Source organism: Candidatus Cybelea sp., from assembly GCA_036489315.1.
Classification (GTDB): Bacteria; Vulcanimicrobiota; Vulcanimicrobiia; order Vulcanimicrobiales; family Vulcanimicrobiaceae; genus Cybelea.
Genome location: DASXFZ010000045.1, coordinates 38595 through 59243, shown reverse-complemented (window position 1 = coordinate 59243; position 20649 = coordinate 38595). Strand labels below are relative to the sequence as shown.

The following is a 20649-nucleotide window of genomic DNA, read 5'->3' as shown; positions in this document are numbered from 1 at the left end:
AGCGTTGAACTCCGGGAAGCGCTGCAGCCCTGCGACTGACGCTTTGATCAGAAACGCGAGCATCGTCAGTTTCGGACCGCCCGATTTCGTCTGCTCGGCGTTGACTTCGTTGCGCAGCGCCTCGATCGAAGTGACGTCGGCTTCGTCGTAGTTGGTGATATGCGGAATCCCAACCCAGTTGCGATGCAGGTTCGGGCCCGAGAGCTTCTTGATACGCGAGAGCGGCTTTCGTTCGATCTCGCCGTATTGAACGAAATCGAGCTTGGGCCAGGGCGGCAGGCCCGCGAACGCCGACGGCTGCGCGCTGCCTTTCTCGAGCGCGGCTTTGACAAATCCTTGAACGTCTTCCCGGGTAATCCGTCCGTGCGGGCCGCTCCCGCGAAGATTGCGCAGATTCACGCCGAGCTCGCGAGCAAACCGGCGAATCGACGGCCCGGCGTGCACCATACCGTTGCCGCTTGGCTCCGCAGGCGCGGCGGCGTGCGGCGCCGGTGCGGCTGACGGCGTTGCTGCCGGCGCCGGTTGTGCTGCGGGCGCCGCCGCCGCAGGTGTCGCGGAGGTGCGCTCTTGCGCGGCGATCGTCAGAATCGGCATTCCCTCGGAGACACGGTCGCCAACTTTTACCTTGACGTCGGTTACGATGCCGTCGGTCTCGGCGGGCACTTCCATCGATGCTTTCTCGCTCTCAAGGGTGATCAGCGAGTCGTTCTTCTTGACGCGATCGCCGGGCTTTACCAGAACCTCGATAACCGGCACGTCTTTGAAATCGCCAATGTCGGGGACGCGCACTTCAACCGCTGGTTCGCCCTCGGAAGCGTTCGCTTTGGGTGGTTCGGCGACTGTTGCCGGTTCGGCGGCGCGTTCTTCCGAGCTGAGAAGGGCGATGGGTGCGCCTTCCGAGACGCGGTCGCCCACCTTCACTTTAACGTCTTGCACGATGCCGTCGGCCTCGGCCGGCACCTCCATCGACGCCTTTTCGCTTTCGAGCGTGATCAGCGAATCGTTCTTCTTTACGCGGTCGCCCGGTTTGACCAGGACCTCGATAACCGGCACGTCTTTGAAATCGCCAATATCCGGAACGCGCACTTCGATCGTACTGCTCATGCAGAGGCCGTCTTTCTACACATCGATTGGATTAGGCTTATTCGGGTCGATCTCGTATTTTTTGATGGCCTTCTCGATCGTCGCCGGAGAGAGTGTCCCTTCGTCGGCAAGCGCTCGCAGCGCAGCAATCGTCACGAAGTGCCGGTCTACTTCGAAGAAGGAGCGCAGCCGGCGCCGGAAATCGCTGCGCCCGTAACCGTCGGTACCCAGCGCCACGTAGCGCCTCGGCTGGGCCGGCCCCGATGAAGCGACGAACGGATGAATCTGTTCTGCGAACGTGCGGATGTAGTCGGTCGCGGCAATTCCCGGTCCGCCGCGCTCTCGCAGGCGCTCTTCGACGAAGGAGAGCCGGGGCTTCTCCTGCGGATGCAGCATGTTCCAGCGGTGGGCGGCAACGCCGTCGCGCTGCAGCGCGTTGAAGCTCGTCACGGCCCAAACGTCGCTGCGGACGTTCCAATCGGCCGCGAGCAGTTCCGATGCCGCAAGTACCTCGCGCAGAATCGCGCCCGAGCCGAAAAGCTGCACGCGAGGCGCCTTCCGATCGGGCTTGCCGGCGTCTGCCAGCAAGTACATCCCGCGTAAAATGCCGTCACGCGCATCGGGCGGCATCGCCGGATGCTGGTAATTTTCGTTGAGCAGCGTGATGTAGTAATAAACGTCTTCTTGTTCGACGAGCATGCGCCGGAGGCCATCTTGAATGATGACCGCAACTTCATAGGCATAGGTGGGATCGTAGCTGCGGCAGTTTGGTACGAACGAGGCTGCGACTTGGCTGCTGCCGTCTTCGTGCTGCAGGCCCTCGCCGTTGAGCGTCGTTCGGCCGGAAGTTGCGCCGAGCAGAAATCCGCGCGTGCGGCTATCGCCTGCGGCCCATGTCAGATCGCCCACGCGTTGAAATCCGAACATCGAATAGAAGATGTAAAATGGAATCATCGGCAGGTTGTGATTGGAGTACGAAGTACCGGCCGCAATCCAGGACGAAAGTGCTCCGGCTTCATTGATGCCTTCCTGCAAAATCTGTCCGAGCTTGTCTTCGCGGTACCACATGAGCTGCTCGGCGTCTTGCGGGTGGTAGAGCTGGCCGACCGACGAGTAGATTCCAAGCTGCCGGAACATCCCTTCCATACCGAAGGTACGCGATTCGTCGGCGACGATCGGAACGACGCGCGGACCGATTTCTCGATCGCGGGCGATCGTATTGAGCACGCGAACGAACGCCATCGTCGTCGAAATGCTGCGATCGCCGGTGCCCTGCAGCTGCGCGTCGAACGCCGAAAGCTCGGGCACGGCTAGTGAAACCGACCGGCGGCGACGCTGCGGTACACTTCCCAACGCCGCAGTTCGTTCGCGCAGGTAGCGCATCTCCGCCGAGTCCTCGGGGGGCTTGTAGAACGGAACCTTCTCGCCGGCGATGGCTTCGTCTGAAATCGGCAGGTCGAAGCGGTCGCGGAAGGTGCGCATCGCTTCGATCTCCATCTTTTTGGCTTGGTGCGCGATATTTTGCGCTTCGCCCGCCTCGCCCATCCCGTAGCCTTTGATCGTCTTTGCCAGCACGACCGTCGGCGCGCCGCGGTGTTCGCAGGCCGCCTTATAGGCGGCGTAGACCTTTATTGAATCGTGGCCGCCGCGCTGCAGCGCCCAGATCTCGTCGTCGGTCCACCCCTCGACCATCGCTGCGGTCTCCGGATAACGGCCGAAAAATTCGTCCCGAACGTACTTGCCATTGCGTGATTTGAACGTTTGATAGTCGCCGTCGACGCATTCCGTCATCAGCTGCACGAGCCGGCCGTTAGCGTCGGTGCGCAGAAGCTGATCCCAGCGGCTCCCCCAAATGACCTTGATGACGTTCCACCCGGCGCCCTTGAAAACGCCCTCGAGCTCCTGAATGATCTTTCCGTTACCGCGGACCGGACCGTCGAGCCGCTGCAGGTTGGCGTTGACGACCCAGATAAGGTCGTCGAGCTTCTCGCGTCCGGCAAGCGAGATCGCCCCGAGCGATTCGGGTTCGTCCATCTCGCCGTCGCCGACGAAGGCCCACACCTTGCGGCCGCTGGCGTCTCGCAGCCCGCGATCGTGCAAATATCGCATGAAGCGCGCCTGGTAGATCGACATGATCGGGCCCAAGCCCATCGATACCGTCGGGAACTGCCAGAAGTCCGGCATTAGCCACGGGTGCGGATACGAAGAGAGGCCCTCTCCGCTTACCTCTTGGCGGAAGTGTTCGAGTTGCGTTTCGCTGATGCGCCCTTCGAGAAATGCTCGCGCGTACACGCCTGGTGAGGAGTGCCCTTGAAAGAAAACGAGGTCGCCGCCGGCGTCCTCGCTCGGCGCGCGGAAGAAGTGGTTGAAGCCGACGTCGTAGAGCGTCGCCGCCGAAGCGAAGCTCGCCACGTGGCCGCCGAGCTCGGAGCTGACTTTGTTCGCGCGCACGACCGTGGCGAGCGCGTTCCAGCGAACGATGTGCCGCAGACGCGCCTCGAGCTCGCGATCGCCGGGCATCGCCGGCTGCTTGTCGACGGGGATCGTATTCACGTAAGGGGTCGTAAGGCCGAGCGATACGTGGGCGCCGCCACGCTGTGCTTCGTCGACGACCGCCGCGATCAGTTGCCGCGCGCGGTCCTGCCCCTCGACGGCGAGCACGCCGCGCATCGCTTCGAGCCATTCACGGGTTTCCTGCGGATCGGGATCTACGCCGAACGTCGTCATCGTTGCGCTCCATTCCCCGCCGCAGGCCAATCCCTTTCGGCGTGGGTGCTGCCCGCCGAGTGCTCGCCGCGCCCTGCCCAGCCGCCGCACAAAATCCGCGCTCCGCGCATGAGGCTGACGCCGAGCGGATAAACTAAGAAGCAGCGGGAGCTGCATTGGCTGAGAGGGCGGACGAGCTCCGCCGACCGCAAGCGACCTGATCCGGGTAATGCCGGCGTAGGGAGGATTTAATGAAGGTTTACGTTAGCGGGGACGACCCGTCGATTCGAGTTCCCCGGCGCGCGATCGCGCTGACCGACGGCACCGTGCACACGGTGTACGATACCAGTGGGCCGTACACGGATCCGCAAAGCGAGATCGATATTCGGGGCGGCTTAGCGACTTTACGAGAGCCATGGATCGCCGCTCGCGGCGATACCGTCGACCTCGAGCGGCCCTCCTCGCTCTATCGCCGCGGCCGCGACGCGATGCCGGAGCTCGACGAGCTGCGGTTCCCGGCTCCGCGTCGCCCGAAGCGAGCGAAGCCCAGGGGTAACGTCACGCAGATGCACTACGCGAGGCGGGGGGAGATTACGCCCGAGATGGAGTTCGTCGCGCTGCGGGAAACCGTCGAACCGGATTTCGTCCGCGGCGAAATCGCTCGCGGGCGAGCGATCATTCCCTGCAACGTCAATCACCCCGAGAGCGAGCCGATGATCATCGGCCGCAACTTTCTCGTGAAAATCAACGCGAACATCGGCAACTCCGCGGTGAGCTCATCGATCGACGAGGAGGTCGAAAAGATGACCTGGGCCACGCGTTGGGGCGCCGACACCGTGATGGACCTCTCGACGGGCAAAAACATTCACGAGACGCGTGAGTGGATTCTGCGCAACTCGCCGGTGCCGATCGGAACCGTGCCGATCTACCAGGCGCTCGAAAAAGTCGGCGGCAAAGCCGAGGAGCTGACGTGGGAGCTCTTTCGCGACACCCTGGTGGAGCAGGCCGAGCAAGGCGTCGACTATTTCACGATTCACGCCGGCGTGCTGCTGCGTTACGTCCCGCTCACCGCCAATCGAATTACCGGCATCGTTTCACGCGGCGGTTCCATTCTCGCGAAGTGGTGCCTCGCACACCACCGGGAGAACTTTCTCTACGAGCACTTCGAAGATATCTGCGAGATCATGAAGGCCTACGACGTCGCGTTCTCGCTCGGCGACGGGCTGCGCCCGGGCTGCACGGCCGACGCAAACGACGCGGCGCAATTCGGAGAGCTGGAAACGCTCGGCGAGCTAACCTCGGTCGCCTGGAAGCACGACGTGCAGGTGATGATCGAAGGACCGGGACACGTGCCGATGCACCTGATCGAGGAGAACGTGCGCAAACAGCTCGAGGTCTGCAAGGAGGCGCCGTTCTATACGCTCGGGCCGCTCGTTACCGACATCGCTCCCGGCTACGATCACATCACCAGCGCCATCGGAGCGGCGATGATCGGCTGGTACGGCACCGCGATGCTCTGCTACGTCACTCCGAAAGAACACCTCGGCCTTCCGAACAAGAAGGACGTGAAGGACGGAGTGATCGCCTACAAGATCGCCGCGCACGCCGCCGATCTCGCGAAGGGGCACCGGGGCGCCGCGCATTGGGACGACGTGCTCTCGAAGGCGCGCTTCGAGTTTCGCTGGCAGGACCAGTTCGATCTCTCGCTCGATCCGCAGACCGCGCGGGAGTTTCACGACGAGACGCTGCCCGCGCCGGGCGCGAAGGTCGCGCACTTCTGCTCGATGTGCGGACCACATTTCTGCTCGATGAAGATTACGCAAGAGGTTCGCGAATACGCGCAAAGCGGAATGGCCGAAAAGTCTCGCGAGTTTTTGGAACAGGGCGCAGAGGTCTACGTTCCGGTTTCGCCTTAGTGGTAAAACCCTGTGCGGTTCTCTTCGATCGCGATGAGACGATCGTCGTCGACGTCCCCTTTAACGGCGATCCCGAACGCGTCGAGCCCGCACCCGAAGCGCGGGCACTGCTCGACCGGCTGCGCGCTGCCGGGCTGCCCCTCGCCGTTGTCAGCAATCAGAGCGGCGTGGGACGCGGATTGCTCACGAGTGAGGCGGTCGACGCGGTCAATCGCCGCGTGAACGAACTGCTCGGTCCGTTCGCCGGCTTTTTCGTCTGTCCACACGCACCCGAGGACGGCTGCGACTGCCGCAAGCCCAAGCCGAAGTTAATCCTTGATGCCGCGCGGGCGCTCGGCGTCGATCCGGCGTGCTGCGTCGTCGTGGGCGACCGGGCGAGCGACGTGGAGGCGGCTCGCAGCGCAGGCGCGATCGCGCTGCGGGTCGAGGGACCGCGGGGATTGGCGAAGGCGGTCGAGCGGATTCTTTACTGGGTCGAGGCGTCGAGCCAGTAGTCGATGTCGAGTCCGTGTGCCGGCAATGGCAATGCCGCATACGCGTCGTCCGGCAGATGGACCGTTCGGGCCAGCGTTTCCCATGTCGCGAGAACGCGGACGACGTAGTTCTGCGTTTCATCGAACGGCGGAATCCCGCCGTATTCGGTCACGGCCTTGGGCCCGGCGTTGTACGCCGCAAAGACGAGATCGTAGTGCTTCGAGCCGAAGCGCTGCACAAGGCCGCGCAGGTAGCGCGCGGCCCCCGAGAGGTTCTGCGCCGGATCGCGCGGGTTGACGCCGAGCAGCGCCGCGGTGCCGGGCATCAGTTGCCCAAGCCCGATCGCGCCCGCTCGGGAAATCGCGTGCGTATGCCAGCGCGACTCGACGGTGACGACTGCGACCAGCATGTTTGCGTCGAGGCGCCAGCGCTCCGCATTCACGAGCACGCGCTGCGCCAAATTGCGGCTTTGCCAACTCGGCATTTGCGGATTGATATGGCGCAAAACTTTTGAATAGACGGCGATAGCGACCGCGGAGGCAGGCACCGCTCGATTGGCTGCCTGGGCGGGCAGAGAAAAGATGGGCCCCATCAAAAAGGCAGCCGTAGCCAGGAGGCTCACAACGGTCCTGCGCATATTGCGTCCCGTGGGTTCGCGCCGCGCCCTCCCCGTCCTCCTCTTCTTGTTTGTCCTAATGTGCGGGATGATCGCGTGGTCCCAGTGGTACGCGATTCACGTGAACGTCCCGATGTATCGTGCGCAGCACGGACCCGCACCTACGCACTGATCTTCGACGAGGGAGTTTTGGAGTTGTTTCTTCGCACGCTGCTTGCAGTGTCGTTCTGCGGTGTCCTCTCATTCTTCGCGCCGGCGGCGGCGCAGGCGGTAGAACCGACGGCTTCGCCGTTGCCGGCATCGCCGCGGCCGCCCAAACCCGCAGCACCCACGCCGACACCATCGCCGACTCCGACGCCCGGACCGCCCTTTTCCAATATGAGCTGGCGCGAGATCGGGCCGGCGGGAGCGGGAGGGCGCGTCGCCGCGGTTGCCGGCTCGGCAACAAATCCCAAGCTGTACTACCTCGGCAGCGCGGGCGGCGGCGTTTGGAAATCGGAGAACGGCGCGCAGACGTGGGATCCGGTCTTCGATAAGGCGGGCGTCGGCGCGATCGGCGCCCTGACGATCGATCCGACGGACAACAACACCGTTTGGGTGGGTACGGGCGAAGCGAATCCGCGTAACGACGTGAGCTACGGCGACGGCATTTACAAGACGACCGATGGCGGCGACACGTGGACGAACCTCGGGTTGAAGGACACGAAATACATCGCGCGCATCCTCGTCGATCCGCGCAACCACAACCACGTCGTCGTCGCCGCGCTCGGCGACGTCTTTAGCGACAGCACGCAACGCGGTGTGTATGTCACCAACGACGGCGGCCGCACCTGGAAGCAGACGCTGTACGTTGGCCCCCAGAGCGGCGCTTGCGATCTGGCGATGAACGAACAGAATCCCAGCGTACTCTACGCGGGGATATGGAAGTTTCAACGGCGCCCGTGGACCTTCGTCAGCGGCGGCGCCGAAGACGGGCTCTATCGGTCGACCGACGGCGGCGAGACGTGGACGAAGCTGGAGGGGCACGGGCTGCCGGAGGGCACGGTCGGGCGAGTCGGCGTGGCGGTGGCGCCGAGCAACGGCAACCGCGTGTACGCTCTGATCGAGTCGAAGGACGGCATCCTCTGGCGCTCCGACGACGGCGGCAATAACTGGATGAAAGTGAGCGACGACTCGCTGGTTAACGCTCGCGCCTTCTACTTCACGCACGTGACGGTCGACCCGAAGAATCCCGACCGCGTCTACGCCCTCTCGTTCGAGACGATGATGAGCACCGACGGCGGCAAGAAGTTCAAGCCGATCGCGCGGGACGTACACTCCGACTTTCACTCGGTCTGGATCGCGCCGAACGATCCGACGCGCATCATGCTCGGAGAAGACGGCGGCTACGCGCTGACGCTCGACGGCGGCCAGAGCTGGTTCTTCTCCCGCAACGTACCGATCGGCCAAGTCTATCGCGTCGGTTTGGGCAACGATAATCCGTATACGGTCTGCGGCGGCCTGCAGGACAACAACGGCTGGTGCGGGCCGTCGAACTCGCTCGACTCTTCGGGAATTCAGAACAAAGCGTGGATCGTCACCGTCGGCGGCGACGGCGAGTGGGGCATTCCCGAGCCCGATGACGCTAACTGGATCTGGTCGGACTCGCAAAACGGCTCGATCGTCGTCTACAACCGAGTCACCAAAGACGGCTGGTCGGCGCAGCCCTATCTGCAGACGGCCAAAGAATCGTGGGTGCCCGCTACGAGCAAGTACCGCTTCAACTGGGAATCGCCGATTGCGTTTGCGCCTTGGCGTGCGGCCGGCGGTGCGGTGATCGGTTGGCTCGGCGGCAACGTCGTCTTCCAAACGACCGATCGCGGCCGCAGCTGGAAGCCGATCAGTCCGGACCTGACGCGCAACGTCAAAGAGCATCAGCAGCCCGCCGGCGGTCCGATCGTCAACGACGTCTCCGGGGCCGAGTATACCGATACGATTCTCGACATCGAGGGCTCGGCGCTTCATCGCGGCGAGATCTGGGTCGGCACCGACGACGGGCTCGTGCAGTTGACGCTTGACGGCGGCAAGCGCTGGGCGAACGTTACCCCGCCGGGCGCGCCGCAGAACGGGCGTTTCGCGACGGTGGCACCATCGACGCTCGTCGATGGAACGGCGTACGCGGTCAACGACGCCCATGAGATGGGCGACAGCGCGCCGTACGTCTTCGTTACGCACGACTACGGCAAGCATTGGAGCAAAATCGTCGATGGTCTGCCCGGAAACGAGTGGGCGCGCTCGGTTCGGCCGGACATTCGCAATCGCCAACTCGTCTATCTCGGCACCGAGGAGGGCATCTGGATCTCGTTCGACGGCGGCGCGCACTGGCAGTCGTTCCGCAACGACTTGCCGCCGGTATCGGTCCACGACATTCGCCTGCAGCCGCAGTACGACGATCTGGTGATCGCGACGCACGGTCGCGCGATCTATATCATGGACGATCTTCGTGGAGTCCAGGGCCTGCAGCAAGCCATCGCGCGCGGCACCTGGCTCTTCACACCCCGCACGAGTTACGAGTGGACCCTGCACGAGGACGACGAGGGAACCTACACGGACTTCGCGGCGGATAACCCCCCGTACGGCGTCGCGTTGACCTTCTACCAGTCGCAGCCGCAAAAGACGGCGCCGAAGCTCGAGATCCTCGACGCCCGGGGCCGCGTGATCCGCAGCGTTTCGGGAACGCACAAAGTCGCCGGTAAGGACGAGCCATACATCACGAACAAGGCTGGTCTCAACCGCTACGTTTGGGACTTCGCCGTCAATGGACCCGTAAAGTGGAACGGCGGCAACGAGTTCTCCAAAGGCCCGGATACGGGCCCGGGGGTGGTGCCCGGCAGCTATTCCGCACGCATGACTCTGACCGGGCGAACGTACGTGCAGTCTTTCAGCGTAGGCCCCGATCCTCGCTCGCGTTTCACGCAAGCCGACTATCGGCGCAGCTTCGACGAAGCTATGCGCCAGATGGCGCACCTCTCTGCCGTCGACACGATGCTCAATAATCTCGACGAGGTCAAGAAAGGAATCGAGACGGCGCTCGAGGCCTCGAAGAAGGCGAACAACGCCGCGCTGACGACGAAGCTGCAGGACGCTTCCACGGCACGCCAGACGCTGTTCGACTCGCTCGCCGTCAATATACGCGGCGAGGGGACCGAAGACGAAGGCAGGCTCCACGACGATGTTTTCGGCGCGTATTTCGCGGCGCAGGGCCTGATCACGCCGGCAGTTTCCAGCCTGCTAGCCCGAGCGGATGCAGAGTATCGCGACGGGGTTAATCGCTACAATGCGTACCTTAACGCCGTACTGCCGGGCGTCAACGCGGCCCTGAAACAAGCCGGCATGAAGGCGCTGCCGGCCGTCAGCGAGGTGAAGACATGATCCTCTCATCGATCGTCTTGGCGGCAGCCGCGTACGCCAATCTTTCCTGGCGTTCGATCGGCCCGGCAATCGCGGGCGGACGAGTCGCGGCCGTCGCCGGGACGGCGCAGAACGATCAGCTGTACTATATCGGCACCGCCGGCGGCGGCGTCTGGAAGAGCGAGAACGGCGGCGCAACGTGGCAGCCCGCCTTCGATAAGCAAGGAGTCTCCGCGATCGGCGCGGTGGAGATCGACCCAACGAACGAAAAGGTCGTCTGGGCCGGAACCGGCGAGGCGAACCCGCGCAACAACGTCAGTTATGGCGACGGCCTCTACAAGTCGACCGACGGCGCGAAGACATGGCGCCGTGTAGGGCTCAAGGGCGTGTGGAGCATCTCGCGCATCGCGATCGATCCGCGCGATTCACGCCACGTCGTCGTCGGGGCATTCGGCGATCCGTACAAAGACTCGGCCAACCGGGGCGTCTTCGTCACGTTCGACGGCGGCGCGAGCTGGCGCAAGTCGCTCTATCTCTCGCCGTCGAGCGGCGCGAGCGATATCGCGATGGACCCGCGCAATCCCAACGTCGTCTACGCGGGCATGTGGCATTTTCGGCGCGTGCCGTGGACCTTTACGAGCGGCGGCCCCGACGACGGTCTCTATAAGTCGACCGACGGGGGCGCAACTTGGAAAAGGCTGACCGGCAATGGCTTGCCTTCGGGGTATACGGGAAGGATCGGCTTGGCGATCGCGCCGAGTAAGCCCAATCGCGTCTTTGCCCTCATCGAAGCGAAGGGTGGAATTCTCTGGCGGACCGACGACGCCGGCGCGCATTGGTCGATGACCAGCGATGACACGCTCGTCGATCAGCGGCCGTTCTACTTTACGCACATCGCCGTCGATCCTCGCAATCCCAATCACGTCTATGCCGTGTCGGAGATGCTCTCGGAGAGCAAGGACGGCGGGCGTAAGTTCAAAGAGATCGCAAAAGACGTTCACGTCGATTACCATGCGATATGGATTGCGCCGAACGATCCCAAGCGGATCATCGTCGGCGAGGACGGCGGCTACGCGCTGACCACCGACCTCGAGCACTGGTCGTTCTCGCGCAATTTGTCGATCGGCCAGATCTATCACGTCGGAATCTCCAATGAGAACCCGTATCAAGTCTGCGCCGCGTTTCAAGATAACGGCGGCTTCTGCGGTCCCTCGAACTCTCTGGACAACGAAGGGATTCTCGACCGTCACTGGATCGACGTCGTCGGCGGCGACGGCATGTGGACCGTACCCGATCCCATCGATCCCAACTACATCTGGGCGGACCTCGAAGACGGGGCGCTGACGATCTTCAATCGCCGCACGGGCGTGAGCCGATTCGTGCGGCCGTACGATTCTTTCCCGGGGAGTTTCCTCGGCCCGTTCGACCTGCGCACCGTGCCTTATCGGTTCAACTGGGATTCGCCGGTCGCGTTTGCGCCTTGGGATGGACACATCGGCTGGTTTGGCGGCAACGTCGTCTTTCAATCCAGCGATCGCGGTGCAACGTGGAGCATTATCAGCCCCGATCTCACGCGAAACATCAAGGAGCACCAGGCGCCGTCGGGCGGCCCTTTGGCAAAGGACGTCTCGGGCGCCGAATACTCCGACACAATCCTGTACATCGAGGGATCGGCGCTGGCACGCGGCGAGATTTGGGTTGGGACCGATGACGGCTACGTGCAGATGACGCGCGACGGCGGAGCGCACTGGCGGAACGTTACCCCGCCCGGCACGCCGGAGTATGCGCGCGTCGAGACGGTCGCCCCATCGCCGATCGTTGCGGGGACGGCCTACGCGATCGCCGACAATCATCGATCGGGCGACTACGCCCCGTACGCCTACGTTACGCACGACTACGGCGCTACGTGGAGGAAGATCGTCGGCGGGCTTCCTGCCGGCCAGTACGTGCGGACGATTCGTCCCGATCCGCGCAATAGCAACTTGCTCTACGCCGGAACCGAGAACGGGATGTGGATTTCGTACGACGCCGGTTCCCACTGGCAAGACTTCCGCATCAACCTTCCCACCGTTTCGGTGCGCGACATTCATGTCGAGCCGCAGTTCGACGATCTCGTTGCGGCAACGCACGGGCGCGACCTATGGATTCTCGACGACATCGGTTCGGTGCAGCAACTGGGCGCCGCGCAGAGCGCCGGTCTCATGCTGTTCGCGCCGCGCACGGCGTTCGAGTACCACTATCACTCCAACGACCTGGGCACGTACACTCGATACACCGGCGAGAACCCGGCGAAGGGTGCAACCATCGATTTCTACCAAGCCGCGGCGCAGAAGAGCGTAGCGGCGATGCAGATCTTCGATGCGAACGGACGCGTCGTGCGTACGATTACCGGCACGCATAAGGTGAAGGGTAAGCAGGAACCGTACGTCCCGAACAAGGTGGGCATCAACCGCTACGTTTGGGACTTCACCGAGGACGCGCCGGCCAAGTGGTACGGCGCCGCACGCGAAGAGTATCAGGGCCCGAAGAGCGGCCCGGTCGTCGTCCCCGCAACGTACTCGGTCCGTTTAACGCTGGGCGGGCGAACGTTCACGCAGCCGCTGACGGTAAAACCGGATCCGCGCGACGATTGGACGGCGGCGCAGTACGAAGCGGGTTACGCCTACGCCCGTAAGTATTCGACGATCTACGGTAAGATCGACGAGATCCTCAACAACCTCGACGCGATCAAGAAGTCCCTCGCGGCCGCAGCGGTGTCGGCAAAGAACAATGCGGCACTCGCGGGGCAGGTTGCAGCCGCGCAGCAGGCATGGACGCCGGTATTCGCGGCCTTCACGGCCGACTACAAGAACGACGAAGACTCGATCCAACGCAGCGGATCGTTACGCGAATCGGTACCGCGGACCGGATTCGGCGGCCCGCAGCTTCCGCCGAGCGCGGCGCAGCTGGAGTTTTCGCAACGCTTCGACGCAGCGTATGCGGCTGCGGTCAACGAGTACAACGCTTACGTTGCGTCGCTGCGGCCGCTGCAGACCGCGCTGCACGGCGCCGGCCTCAAACCGCTCGAGGGCGTAAAGCCCGCGACGCACTAACGAAAGAGGCGCTTGAGGAAGGTTTCGTGGCGGTATGAGGAGCGGCGGCCGAAGCGGACGATCGCGAGCTCGAGGGACGGTACGAGATAGAGCGCTTGGCCTCCGGAGCCGCTGGCGTAGATGAGATCGGCGGGCGCGCCGGCGGCCCCGAGCCACCAGCCCAGACCGTAACGCGCGTTGGCTTGCGAACCGGTAAAGCACTGCGCGAGCCGCGAGTATTCGCGCAGCACGTACTGTCCGTAGGCGAGCCAGCTGTGCGCGGTCAGCGATGCGCCGGTGGGCAGCGGCTGCGTTCCGTCGGCGAGGCGGCGCCAGCTCTCGACGCGTACGCCCGCCGGAAGGAGCACCCGATCGTGAAGGTACTCGTGCGGCGTGCGAGGGGCGAGCTTGCGCGCGAGCAGCGCGCCGAAGACTTGCAACGGAATTCCGCCATACGTAAAACGCGTGCCGGGCTCGTTCTTCAACGGCATCGCCAAGGCACGTGCGTAGACCGGGACGGCGGCTCCCAGGCCTCCGAATCCGAAGCCGGCTGTGAGCGAGAGCAGCATGCGCGCCGTCACCCGGCGCTTCCACGGGTCGTCGCGCCACTCGCGAAGCGTTTCGCAGACGGGTTCGTCGAGATCGAGCAGTCCATCTGCCTGCGCGAAGAGCGCCGCCGGGCCCCAGAAACTCTTCGTTCCGCTGTACAGTGCGTTCGCGGTCTCCGCCGTAGCGCCGTCGCCAAATGTTCGTGCAACGATCTCGCCGCCGCGTGCGATGAGGATCGCCCGCAGGTCGTGTGCCCGAGCATACTCGATCGCCGCAGCCGTTTCGATCTCTCGCTTCATTGGAGGAGCGTTCGGACGTCGCTTGCAAAAGCGCCTGCATGAGGCCGTACGTGCTGCTCGTCGCTTCGATCGCAGCCTTGGGAGGATTGCTCTTCGGGTACGACACCGGCGTCATCTCCGGCGCGATCCTCTTCATCACCAAGGATTTCGTGCTCGACACGCGCCTGCAGGCCTTCACGATCAGCGTTGTTTTGATCGGATGCATCGCGGGATCGGCGGTGGCGGGGACGGTGGCCGATCGCGTCGGACGCCGTCCGACGCTCTTCGGCGCAGGGGTCATCTTCTTGCTCGGTGCGTTGATTTCGGCGCTGACGCCGAGCGAGAACGTTCTGCTCTTGGGACGCTTCGTCGTAGGCATCGGCATCGGTTTCAGCTCGGTCGTGGCCCCGCTGTATATCTCGGAAGTTGCGCCCGCGAAGACACGGGGCGCGTTGGTCTCGCTCTACCAGTTTGCGATTACGATCGGCATCCTGGGCGCATATCTTGTCGATTACGCGCTTGCCGGACACGCTCAATGGCGCGGAATGTTGGGCGTCGCGGTCGTGCCATCGGCCATCTTAATGGCGGGAATGATCTGGATGCCCGAGAGCCCGCGGTACCTCTTCAAGATCGGACGCGAGGCGCTGGCGCGCGCCGAACTGACGCACATCTACGAAGATCCGACAGAGAGTTCGCGCGAGGAGGCCTCGATTGTCGAAAGCCTCCGGATCAAAGGAGCCGGCTTCCGCGCGCTCTTCGCCCGCGGGACCCGGCTCGCGCTCGTCGTCGGGATATCGCTTGCAGTCCTGCAGCAGATTACCGGCATCAACACGGTGATCTACTACGGCCCGCGGATCTTCGAGATGGCGGGAGTCGCTACGGCGGCCGGCTCGATCCTCGCGCAAACGGCCGTCGGCACGGTCAACTGTCTCATGACGCTGGTCGCGATCTTCTTCGTCGACCGGCTCGGGCGTAAACCGCTGCTCTACGTCGGCCTCGCCGGCATGTTCGTCGCGTTATCGGCGATGGCGCTGGCGTTCTCGCAGTCGCACCTTTCGTCGTCGCTCGGAGCGATTGCCTTGAGCAGCATGATGGTCTACGTCGGGTGCTACGCCTTTAGCCTAGGTCCCATTGTCTGGCTGCTGCTCTCCGAGATCTTTCCCCTTCCGGTTCGCGGGCTCGGGATGTCGCTCTCGACGTTGTCGAACTGGATTGGAAACTTCTTGGTCTCGCAGTTCTTCTTGACGATGGTCGAGCAACTCGGAATCTCCGCGACGTTCTGGGTTTACGCCGGAATCTGCGTTCTAACCGTGATCTTCGTTGCTACGATGGTCCCGGAGACGAAGCAGGAGCTGCTCGAACAGGTGCGTGTCAGGCCGGTATAACTTGCGCGCCGTGCACCCGCAGCTCAGTATCGTCATTCCCGTTTACGATAATTGGTGGCTTACGGCGCGGTGCCTGAGAGAACTGGATCGCCTGCGCAAGCGGGGTACGGTCAGCTTCGAGACGATCGTCGTCGACAACGCATCGCGCGATGAGACCCCACAGGCAATCGGCGACTTTCCCTGGGTTCGATACGTGCGCCACGAGGAGAACCGCAACTTCGCCGGCGCGTGCAATGCGGGTGTGCGGGCCGCCGGCGCCCCGCTGACGCTTTTGCTCAACAACGACGCCTACCCGGTCGGAGACGCGCTAACCCCGATCGTTCGCGCTTTCGAAGCAGCGGAGGTGAGCGTCGCCGGCGGCGCACTTTTTTTTGAAGACTTTGCGACGCAGGCGGCCGGGCTCGTCGTGCTGCCGAACGCGCACTGGCACTACTACTGCCGGAACCTCTCTGCAGTACCCGATGCGGCACGGCCGCGCGATGCGCTCGGCGTATCGGGTGCGGCAATGGCCGTGCGCACGCGGTGGTTTCTCGAGAGCGGCGGATTCGACGAATCCTACGTCAACGGATTCGAGGACGTCGACCTTTGCATGCGTGCACGCGCCCAAGAACGCGCGATCGCCTACGTGCCGGAGGCTCGCTTCGTTCATTACGAGGCCGCGTCGGCCGGCCGCTTCGACCGCGAGGCCGCAAACGAGCGGCTCTTCTACGATCGTTGGGGGACCGCGATGAGCGCGCTTCCGCGAACCGCTCGCGGAGAAGTCGGCGCGATCGCGATACGCCGCGGTGCCGCGGATCCGCTGCTGCACGCAGCGCTGTGCGATCTTGAGAACGCGCTTCGCGCGTTTGGCCACCCGATCGTGCACGAAAGGGTCGCTCTGTGGCAGCGCCTCGATCGTCGCTTTCGAAAGTCGGCGGCGCTCGCGTGGTTTTGCGACGCCGCGACGGTGCCCGCCGTCGAGATTACGGGCGCGCAGAGCTCGGTCGCGACGATCCGCACGCGCGGCGCAATCGAGATCGACGTACCGTGGCTGCCGTGCGCGGCGCAGGATCGGGTTGCGTCGTGCCGCATCCGGCCTTCGGAGGATCCATCGTGCACGGCGGTGGCGATTGCCGGAAGCGTTCCGCCCGCCATTGAGCGCGACCTCGGATCACGCGCGGTACGCGTAACGGCGGCGATGCTGCTCGGCGATGCGCCGCGGGTCGACGTGGCCTGCGTCATCCACGGCAGCTGGACCGATGCCGCTGCATTCGGAAACGTCCTGCTCGCACAGGCTGGGGTTCCCGCGGTTGCGTTGGACTCCCCGCAAGTGCGCGCCATTATTGCCGCCGATACGGCACTCTTCGCAGAGGCTGAGCGGGTAGGTGAAGCGATTGCACGCTTCACCGGTGATCTCGAATCGAGACACAGGTACGGGCGTGCGATCGCCGCCGACTCGCGCCGGCGCTTCTCACCCCGGCGCAGCGCGATTCGCGTCGTCGATCTTCTCTGCGCGGCGCGCTTCGGTCTCGAGCGCCCCGCTGGGGCGCTGCCCGGCGTTCCCTTCTGAGCCGTAGCCCCCGCCGCCGGGCGTCTGAATCGTCAGGACGTCGCCGCAGCGAAAAGCGAAACTCGTTTTCGCCGGCAGCGGCGTGGTGCTTCCCTCCCGCTCCAGTTCGTGCCGCCCGCATGCGCCCGGCCCGCCGCCGGCTGCACCCGGGGGCGCGAGCGTGTGGCGATCGGCGAGCAGCGTTGCCTGCGCGGATCCTTCGATGAGTTCGAGCGCGCGAACGAGGCCGTTGCCGCCGCGATAGCGTCCGGAGCCCGCCGTCCCTTCGGCGATCTCGTAGCGAACGACGCGCATCGGAAACTCGCGCTCGAGCGCCTCGATCGGAGTGTTGAGCGTATTGGTCATATGGCATTGGATCGCGTCGATGCCGTCGTCGTTCGGACGCGCGCCCATGCCGCAGCCGTTGGTTTCATAAAAGGACCAGGAGCGGCCGTCGCTACGCAGGCCGCCGAGCATCACGTTGCTCATCGTACCGCCGCTGCAGGCTCCGACTCGCAGCGGCGCCGCCTGCGCCAGCGCCTGCAGCACGACATCCGCGTTACGGGTGCTCGTCTCGACGTTGCCGCCGGAGACTGGTGCCGGCCGGCGCGGATTGAGCAGCGTCCCTGCGGGGGCGTGCACTTCGATCGGGCGAAAACAGCCCTCGTTCATCGGGATCGTCGGATCGGTGACGGCGCGCAAGGCATAATGCACGCCGGAGAGCGTCACGCCGAAGACGGCGTTGAGGGGAGCGTCGACCTGCGCGGAGGTGCCGTCGTAGTCGAAGCTCGCTCGACCGTCGCGCAGTTCGAGCCGCAGTACGATCCGGATGTTCGGGGTGCCGTCGCGATCCTCGAGATAGTCCGATGCGCAGAAAACGCCATCACCGATCGCTCGCAGAGCCGCTCGCATCGCGAGCTCGCTTTCGTCGAGGGCGCGCTCCACGGCCTCCTCGAACGTATCGCGGCCGTAACGCACGCAGAGCTCGAGCAGACGGCGCTCGCCGACGATATTGCCCGCGATTTGCGCGCGCAGATCGCCGCTGCGCGCGTGCGGCGTTCGCGAGTTTGCGCGAAGAAGACCGATGGTTTCTTCGAGGATCCGGCCGTCACGCATGAGGCGCAGCGGCGGAAGGACGACGCCTTCGGCGAAGAGATCCGCAGCATCGGCGGGCATCGAGCCCGGCACGGCGCCGCCGACGTCGGCGTGATGCGCTTTGTTGGCGGCGTAGCCGGCAAGGATTCCCTGGTCGAAGATCGGACGCAGTACGGTTATGTCGTTGAGGTGCGTGCCGGTCAGGTACGGGTCGTTGGCCACCCACATCTCACCTTCGCGTACGCCGCCGAACTCTCCGTCGATGCGCTCGAGTACCCGCTTCAATCCCCACGGCAGCGAGCCGAGGTGCACCGGGATGTGTTCGGCTTGCGCGATCAGGCGCCCGAAGCAGTCGAATAGCGCACAGGAATGATCGAGACGCTCTTTGATGTTCGGTGAGTAGGCGCTGTTGCGAACGGTGATGCCCATCTCCTCACCCGCGTAGACGAGCGCGCCTTTGACGATCTCAACGGTGATCGGGTCGATCATGCGACCTGCCTCTCGAGCCGCAGCATCTCTCCGTCGACGGCGAGCGACCATTCCGGCGGCACGTACGTCGTACTGTCGTAGTCTTCGACGATCGCCGGGCCGTCGACGCGCCGGCCGTCCGCGAGCAACGCGCGCTGCAGAACGGGAACATCGACGAAGCCGCCGGCGACGTAGACCTTGCGCGCGGCTGCTCCGTCACGATCGCCACCGCGCGCCTGGGGCCCGGCATCGAAATCCCGCACGAAGGGCAGGCTTCCGACGCCGGTCAGCTTCGCATTCACGAGTTCGACCGATTCGCTTCTGACGTCGTAGCCGTAACGGGCGCGATGAGCGTCGTGAAAGCGCGCTGCGATCGCTTCCGGAGAGGCGTCGTGCTCGATCGTCAGCTCAAAACTCTGGCCTTGATAGCGGGCGTCGTACTGCCGGCGGAAAGCGATGTTCTCCGGGCGAGCTCCTTGTACGGCGAGCGCTTGCGCGGCGCGCGATTCGCTTCGCGCGAACCACCTCTCGACAGCCCGATGATCCATCTGCGCGGTCGTCTGCAAGACCGGGTGCAGCTCCGTCTCGACGAGCATCGCGTCGAGCAGTCCGATGGCAGAGAAGAGCCCGGGATGCGCGGGCACGACAACGCGCGCGATTCCGAGCTCTTCGGCCAACGCGCACGCGTGCAGCGGGCCGCCGCCGCCGAATGCGCACAGCGTAAAGCCGCGGGGATCGATCCCGCGCTCGACGGTAACGATCCGCAAGACCTTCGCCATCGCGTGGTCGACGATTGCGACGATGCCGAGCGCCATCGCTTCGACGCTCAGGCCGGCCGGTTCTGCGACGCTCTCGATCGCCGCGCGAGCGCGCGCCGCATCGATCGGAAAGGCGCCGCCCAGCAGCGCGCTGGGGTTGAGCCGCCCAAGCACGACGTTCGCATCGGTGACCGTCGCACGGTCCGAGCGGCCGTAGCACGCCGGTCCTGGGTCGGCGCCGGCAGAAAGCGGACCGACGTGCAGCACGCCGGGCGCATCGCGCCAGGCGATAGTCCCACCGCCGGCGCTCACCTCGGCGAGGTCGACGAAAGGAAATCGAACCGGATAACCGCTGCCCTTTACGGCGCGGCCGCTGTGGGTTGCGCCGGCAGCTTCAAATTCGCCGGCAACCTGCACGACGCCGTCGACGACTGCACCCGCCTTCGCTGTCGTACCGCCCATGTCGAACGAGAGCAGGCGGGCATCGCCGATCTGTTTTCCCAGTGCGGCCGTTGCGATAACGCCGCCGGCCGGCCCGCTCTCGATGATCGCCGCGGGGAGCGAGCGAATCCGCTGCGCCGTTGCCAACCCGCCGTCGCTGCGCATGACTAAGAGGGTCGTGCTCACTCCCCGACGCCGCAAATCCCGTGCAAGCCGTTCGAGATACGCCTCGACGATCGGCGCGAGCACCGCATTGACGACGGTTGTCGAGAAGCGTTCGTACTCGCGGTACTGCGGATCGATCTGCGAGGAGTACATGACGCGCGCCGCCGGGAGCGCCGCGGAGATAGCCTGCGCGAGCAAACGCTCGTGCACGTCGTTTGCGTAGGAGTGCAGCAGGCAGACGGCTACGGCCGCGACGTTGCGGGCGCCCAGCTCCGCGCAAACGCGCCGCACCTCGGACTCGTCGAGTTCGAGCAGAATCTGACCGCGATAGTCGATGCGTTCGCGAACCGTTAACCGGTCCTCGCGCGCCACCAGCGGCCGCGGGCGGCGAACGAAGAGATTGTATATCTCGCTGCGGTTTTGGCGTCCGATCTCGATGACGTCGCGAAAACCCGCGGTGGTGACGAGCCCCGCTCGCGGGAGCTCGAGACCGATTTGCCCGAGCAGGGCGTTGGTCGCGATCGTCGTCGAGTGCGCGAGCAGCTCGATTGCCGGCGGCGGATCGTACTGCGCGAGAAGGCGCGCGAGCCCGTCGCAGACCGCACGTTGAGGCTCCCGCGGCGTGCTCGCGAGCTTGTGGGTTACCGTTCGCCCGCTCCACGATTCGACGGCGACGAGATCGGTAAAGGTGCCGCCGACGTCGATTCCGACGCGAAGCGAGCGCAC

General features: G+C 64.6%; 12 protein-coding genes and 1 riboswitch. Of the genes, 6 read left to right on the top strand and 6 right to left on the bottom strand.

Annotated elements, in window-relative coordinates:
• The coding region (locus VGG51_10145; protein HEY1883385.1) for a biotin/lipoyl-containing protein at nucleotides 1-1104 on the bottom strand (1104 nt) is incomplete at its 3' end.
• A 15-nt stretch (nucleotides 1105-1119) separates the two neighbouring features.
• On the bottom strand, nucleotides 1120-3810 hold the full coding sequence (gene aceE, locus VGG51_10140; GenBank protein ID HEY1883384.1) for a pyruvate dehydrogenase (acetyl-transferring), homodimeric type: 2691 nt from the start codon (nucleotides 3808-3810) through the stop codon (nucleotides 1120-1122).
• 133 nt (nucleotides 3811-3943) lie between these two features.
• Nucleotides 3944-4050, top strand: a riboswitch (TPP riboswitch).
• On the opposite strand from aceE, the gene thiC reads away from it, so the two are divergent.
• Both thiC and VGG51_10130 read left to right on the top strand, forming a co-directional pair.
• Nucleotides 4041-5705, top strand: a complete 1665-nt coding sequence (gene thiC, locus VGG51_10135; protein ID HEY1883383.1) for a phosphomethylpyrimidine synthase ThiC — start codon at nucleotides 4041-4043, stop codon at nucleotides 5703-5705. (Overlaps the previous riboswitch by 10 nt.)
• Nucleotides 5705-6199 carry an HAD family hydrolase gene (locus tag VGG51_10130; protein ID HEY1883382.1) on the top strand — a complete coding sequence of 165 codons (495 nt, stop codon included), beginning with the start codon at nucleotides 5705-5707 and terminating at the stop codon, nucleotides 6197-6199. Before thiC ends, VGG51_10130 begins: the two co-directional genes overlap by 1 nt.
• Here VGG51_10130 and VGG51_10125 read toward each other — a convergent pair.
• A complete protein-coding gene (locus tag VGG51_10125) occupies nucleotides 6172-6663 on the bottom strand; it encodes a lytic transglycosylase domain-containing protein (protein ID HEY1883381.1) in 492 nt (163 codons plus the stop codon). The two genes, VGG51_10130 and VGG51_10125, sit on opposite strands and share 28 nt — an antisense overlap.
• 321 nt (nucleotides 6664-6984) lie before the next feature.
• Here VGG51_10125 and VGG51_10120 point away from each other — a divergent pair, with 321 nt between their 5' ends.
• Nucleotides 6985-10206 (top strand): hypothetical protein, encoded by a 3222-nt coding sequence (locus VGG51_10120; protein HEY1883380.1) that lies wholly within the window; start codon nucleotides 6985-6987, stop codon nucleotides 10204-10206.
• Complete coding sequence (locus VGG51_10115; protein HEY1883379.1) at nucleotides 10203-13277, top strand: hypothetical protein; 3075 nt, start codon at nucleotides 10203-10205, stop codon at nucleotides 13275-13277. The genes VGG51_10120 and VGG51_10115 overlap by 4 nt, the downstream gene beginning before the upstream one ends.
• On the opposite strand, the gene VGG51_10110 is transcribed toward VGG51_10115, so the two are convergent.
• Nucleotides 13274-14104, bottom strand: coding sequence for a serine hydrolase (locus VGG51_10110; protein ID HEY1883378.1), 831 nt, complete (start codon nucleotides 14102-14104; stop codon nucleotides 13274-13276). The genes VGG51_10115 and VGG51_10110 overlap by 4 nt on opposite strands.
• A gap of 38 nt (nucleotides 14105-14142) precedes the next feature.
• Between VGG51_10110 and VGG51_10105 the strand changes: the two genes are divergently transcribed.
• Together VGG51_10105 and VGG51_10100 are read left to right on the top strand one after the other, a co-directional pair.
• The gene (locus VGG51_10105; protein ID HEY1883377.1) at nucleotides 14143-15468 is read left to right on the top strand and encodes a sugar porter family MFS transporter; all 1326 of its coding nucleotides are present in this window, start codon (nucleotides 14143-14145) and stop codon (nucleotides 15466-15468) included.
• A gap of 10 nt (nucleotides 15469-15478) precedes the next feature.
• On the top strand, nucleotides 15479-17017 hold the full coding sequence (locus tag VGG51_10100) for a glycosyltransferase family 2 protein (protein HEY1883376.1): 1539 nt from the start codon (nucleotides 15479-15481) through the stop codon (nucleotides 17015-17017).
• On the opposite strand, the gene VGG51_10095 is transcribed toward VGG51_10100, so the two are convergent.
• Together VGG51_10095 and VGG51_10090 are read right to left on the bottom strand one after the other, a co-directional pair.
• Nucleotides 16919-18580 (bottom strand): hydantoinase B/oxoprolinase family protein, encoded by a 1662-nt coding sequence (locus VGG51_10095; GenBank protein HEY1883375.1) that lies wholly within the window; start codon nucleotides 18578-18580, stop codon nucleotides 16919-16921. The genes VGG51_10100 and VGG51_10095 overlap by 99 nt on opposite strands.
• Nucleotides 18577-20649 carry a hydantoinase/oxoprolinase family protein gene (locus VGG51_10090; GenBank protein ID HEY1883374.1) on the bottom strand — a complete coding sequence of 691 codons (2073 nt, stop codon included), beginning with the start codon at nucleotides 20647-20649 and terminating at the stop codon, nucleotides 18577-18579. The genes VGG51_10095 and VGG51_10090 overlap by 4 nt, the downstream gene beginning before the upstream one ends.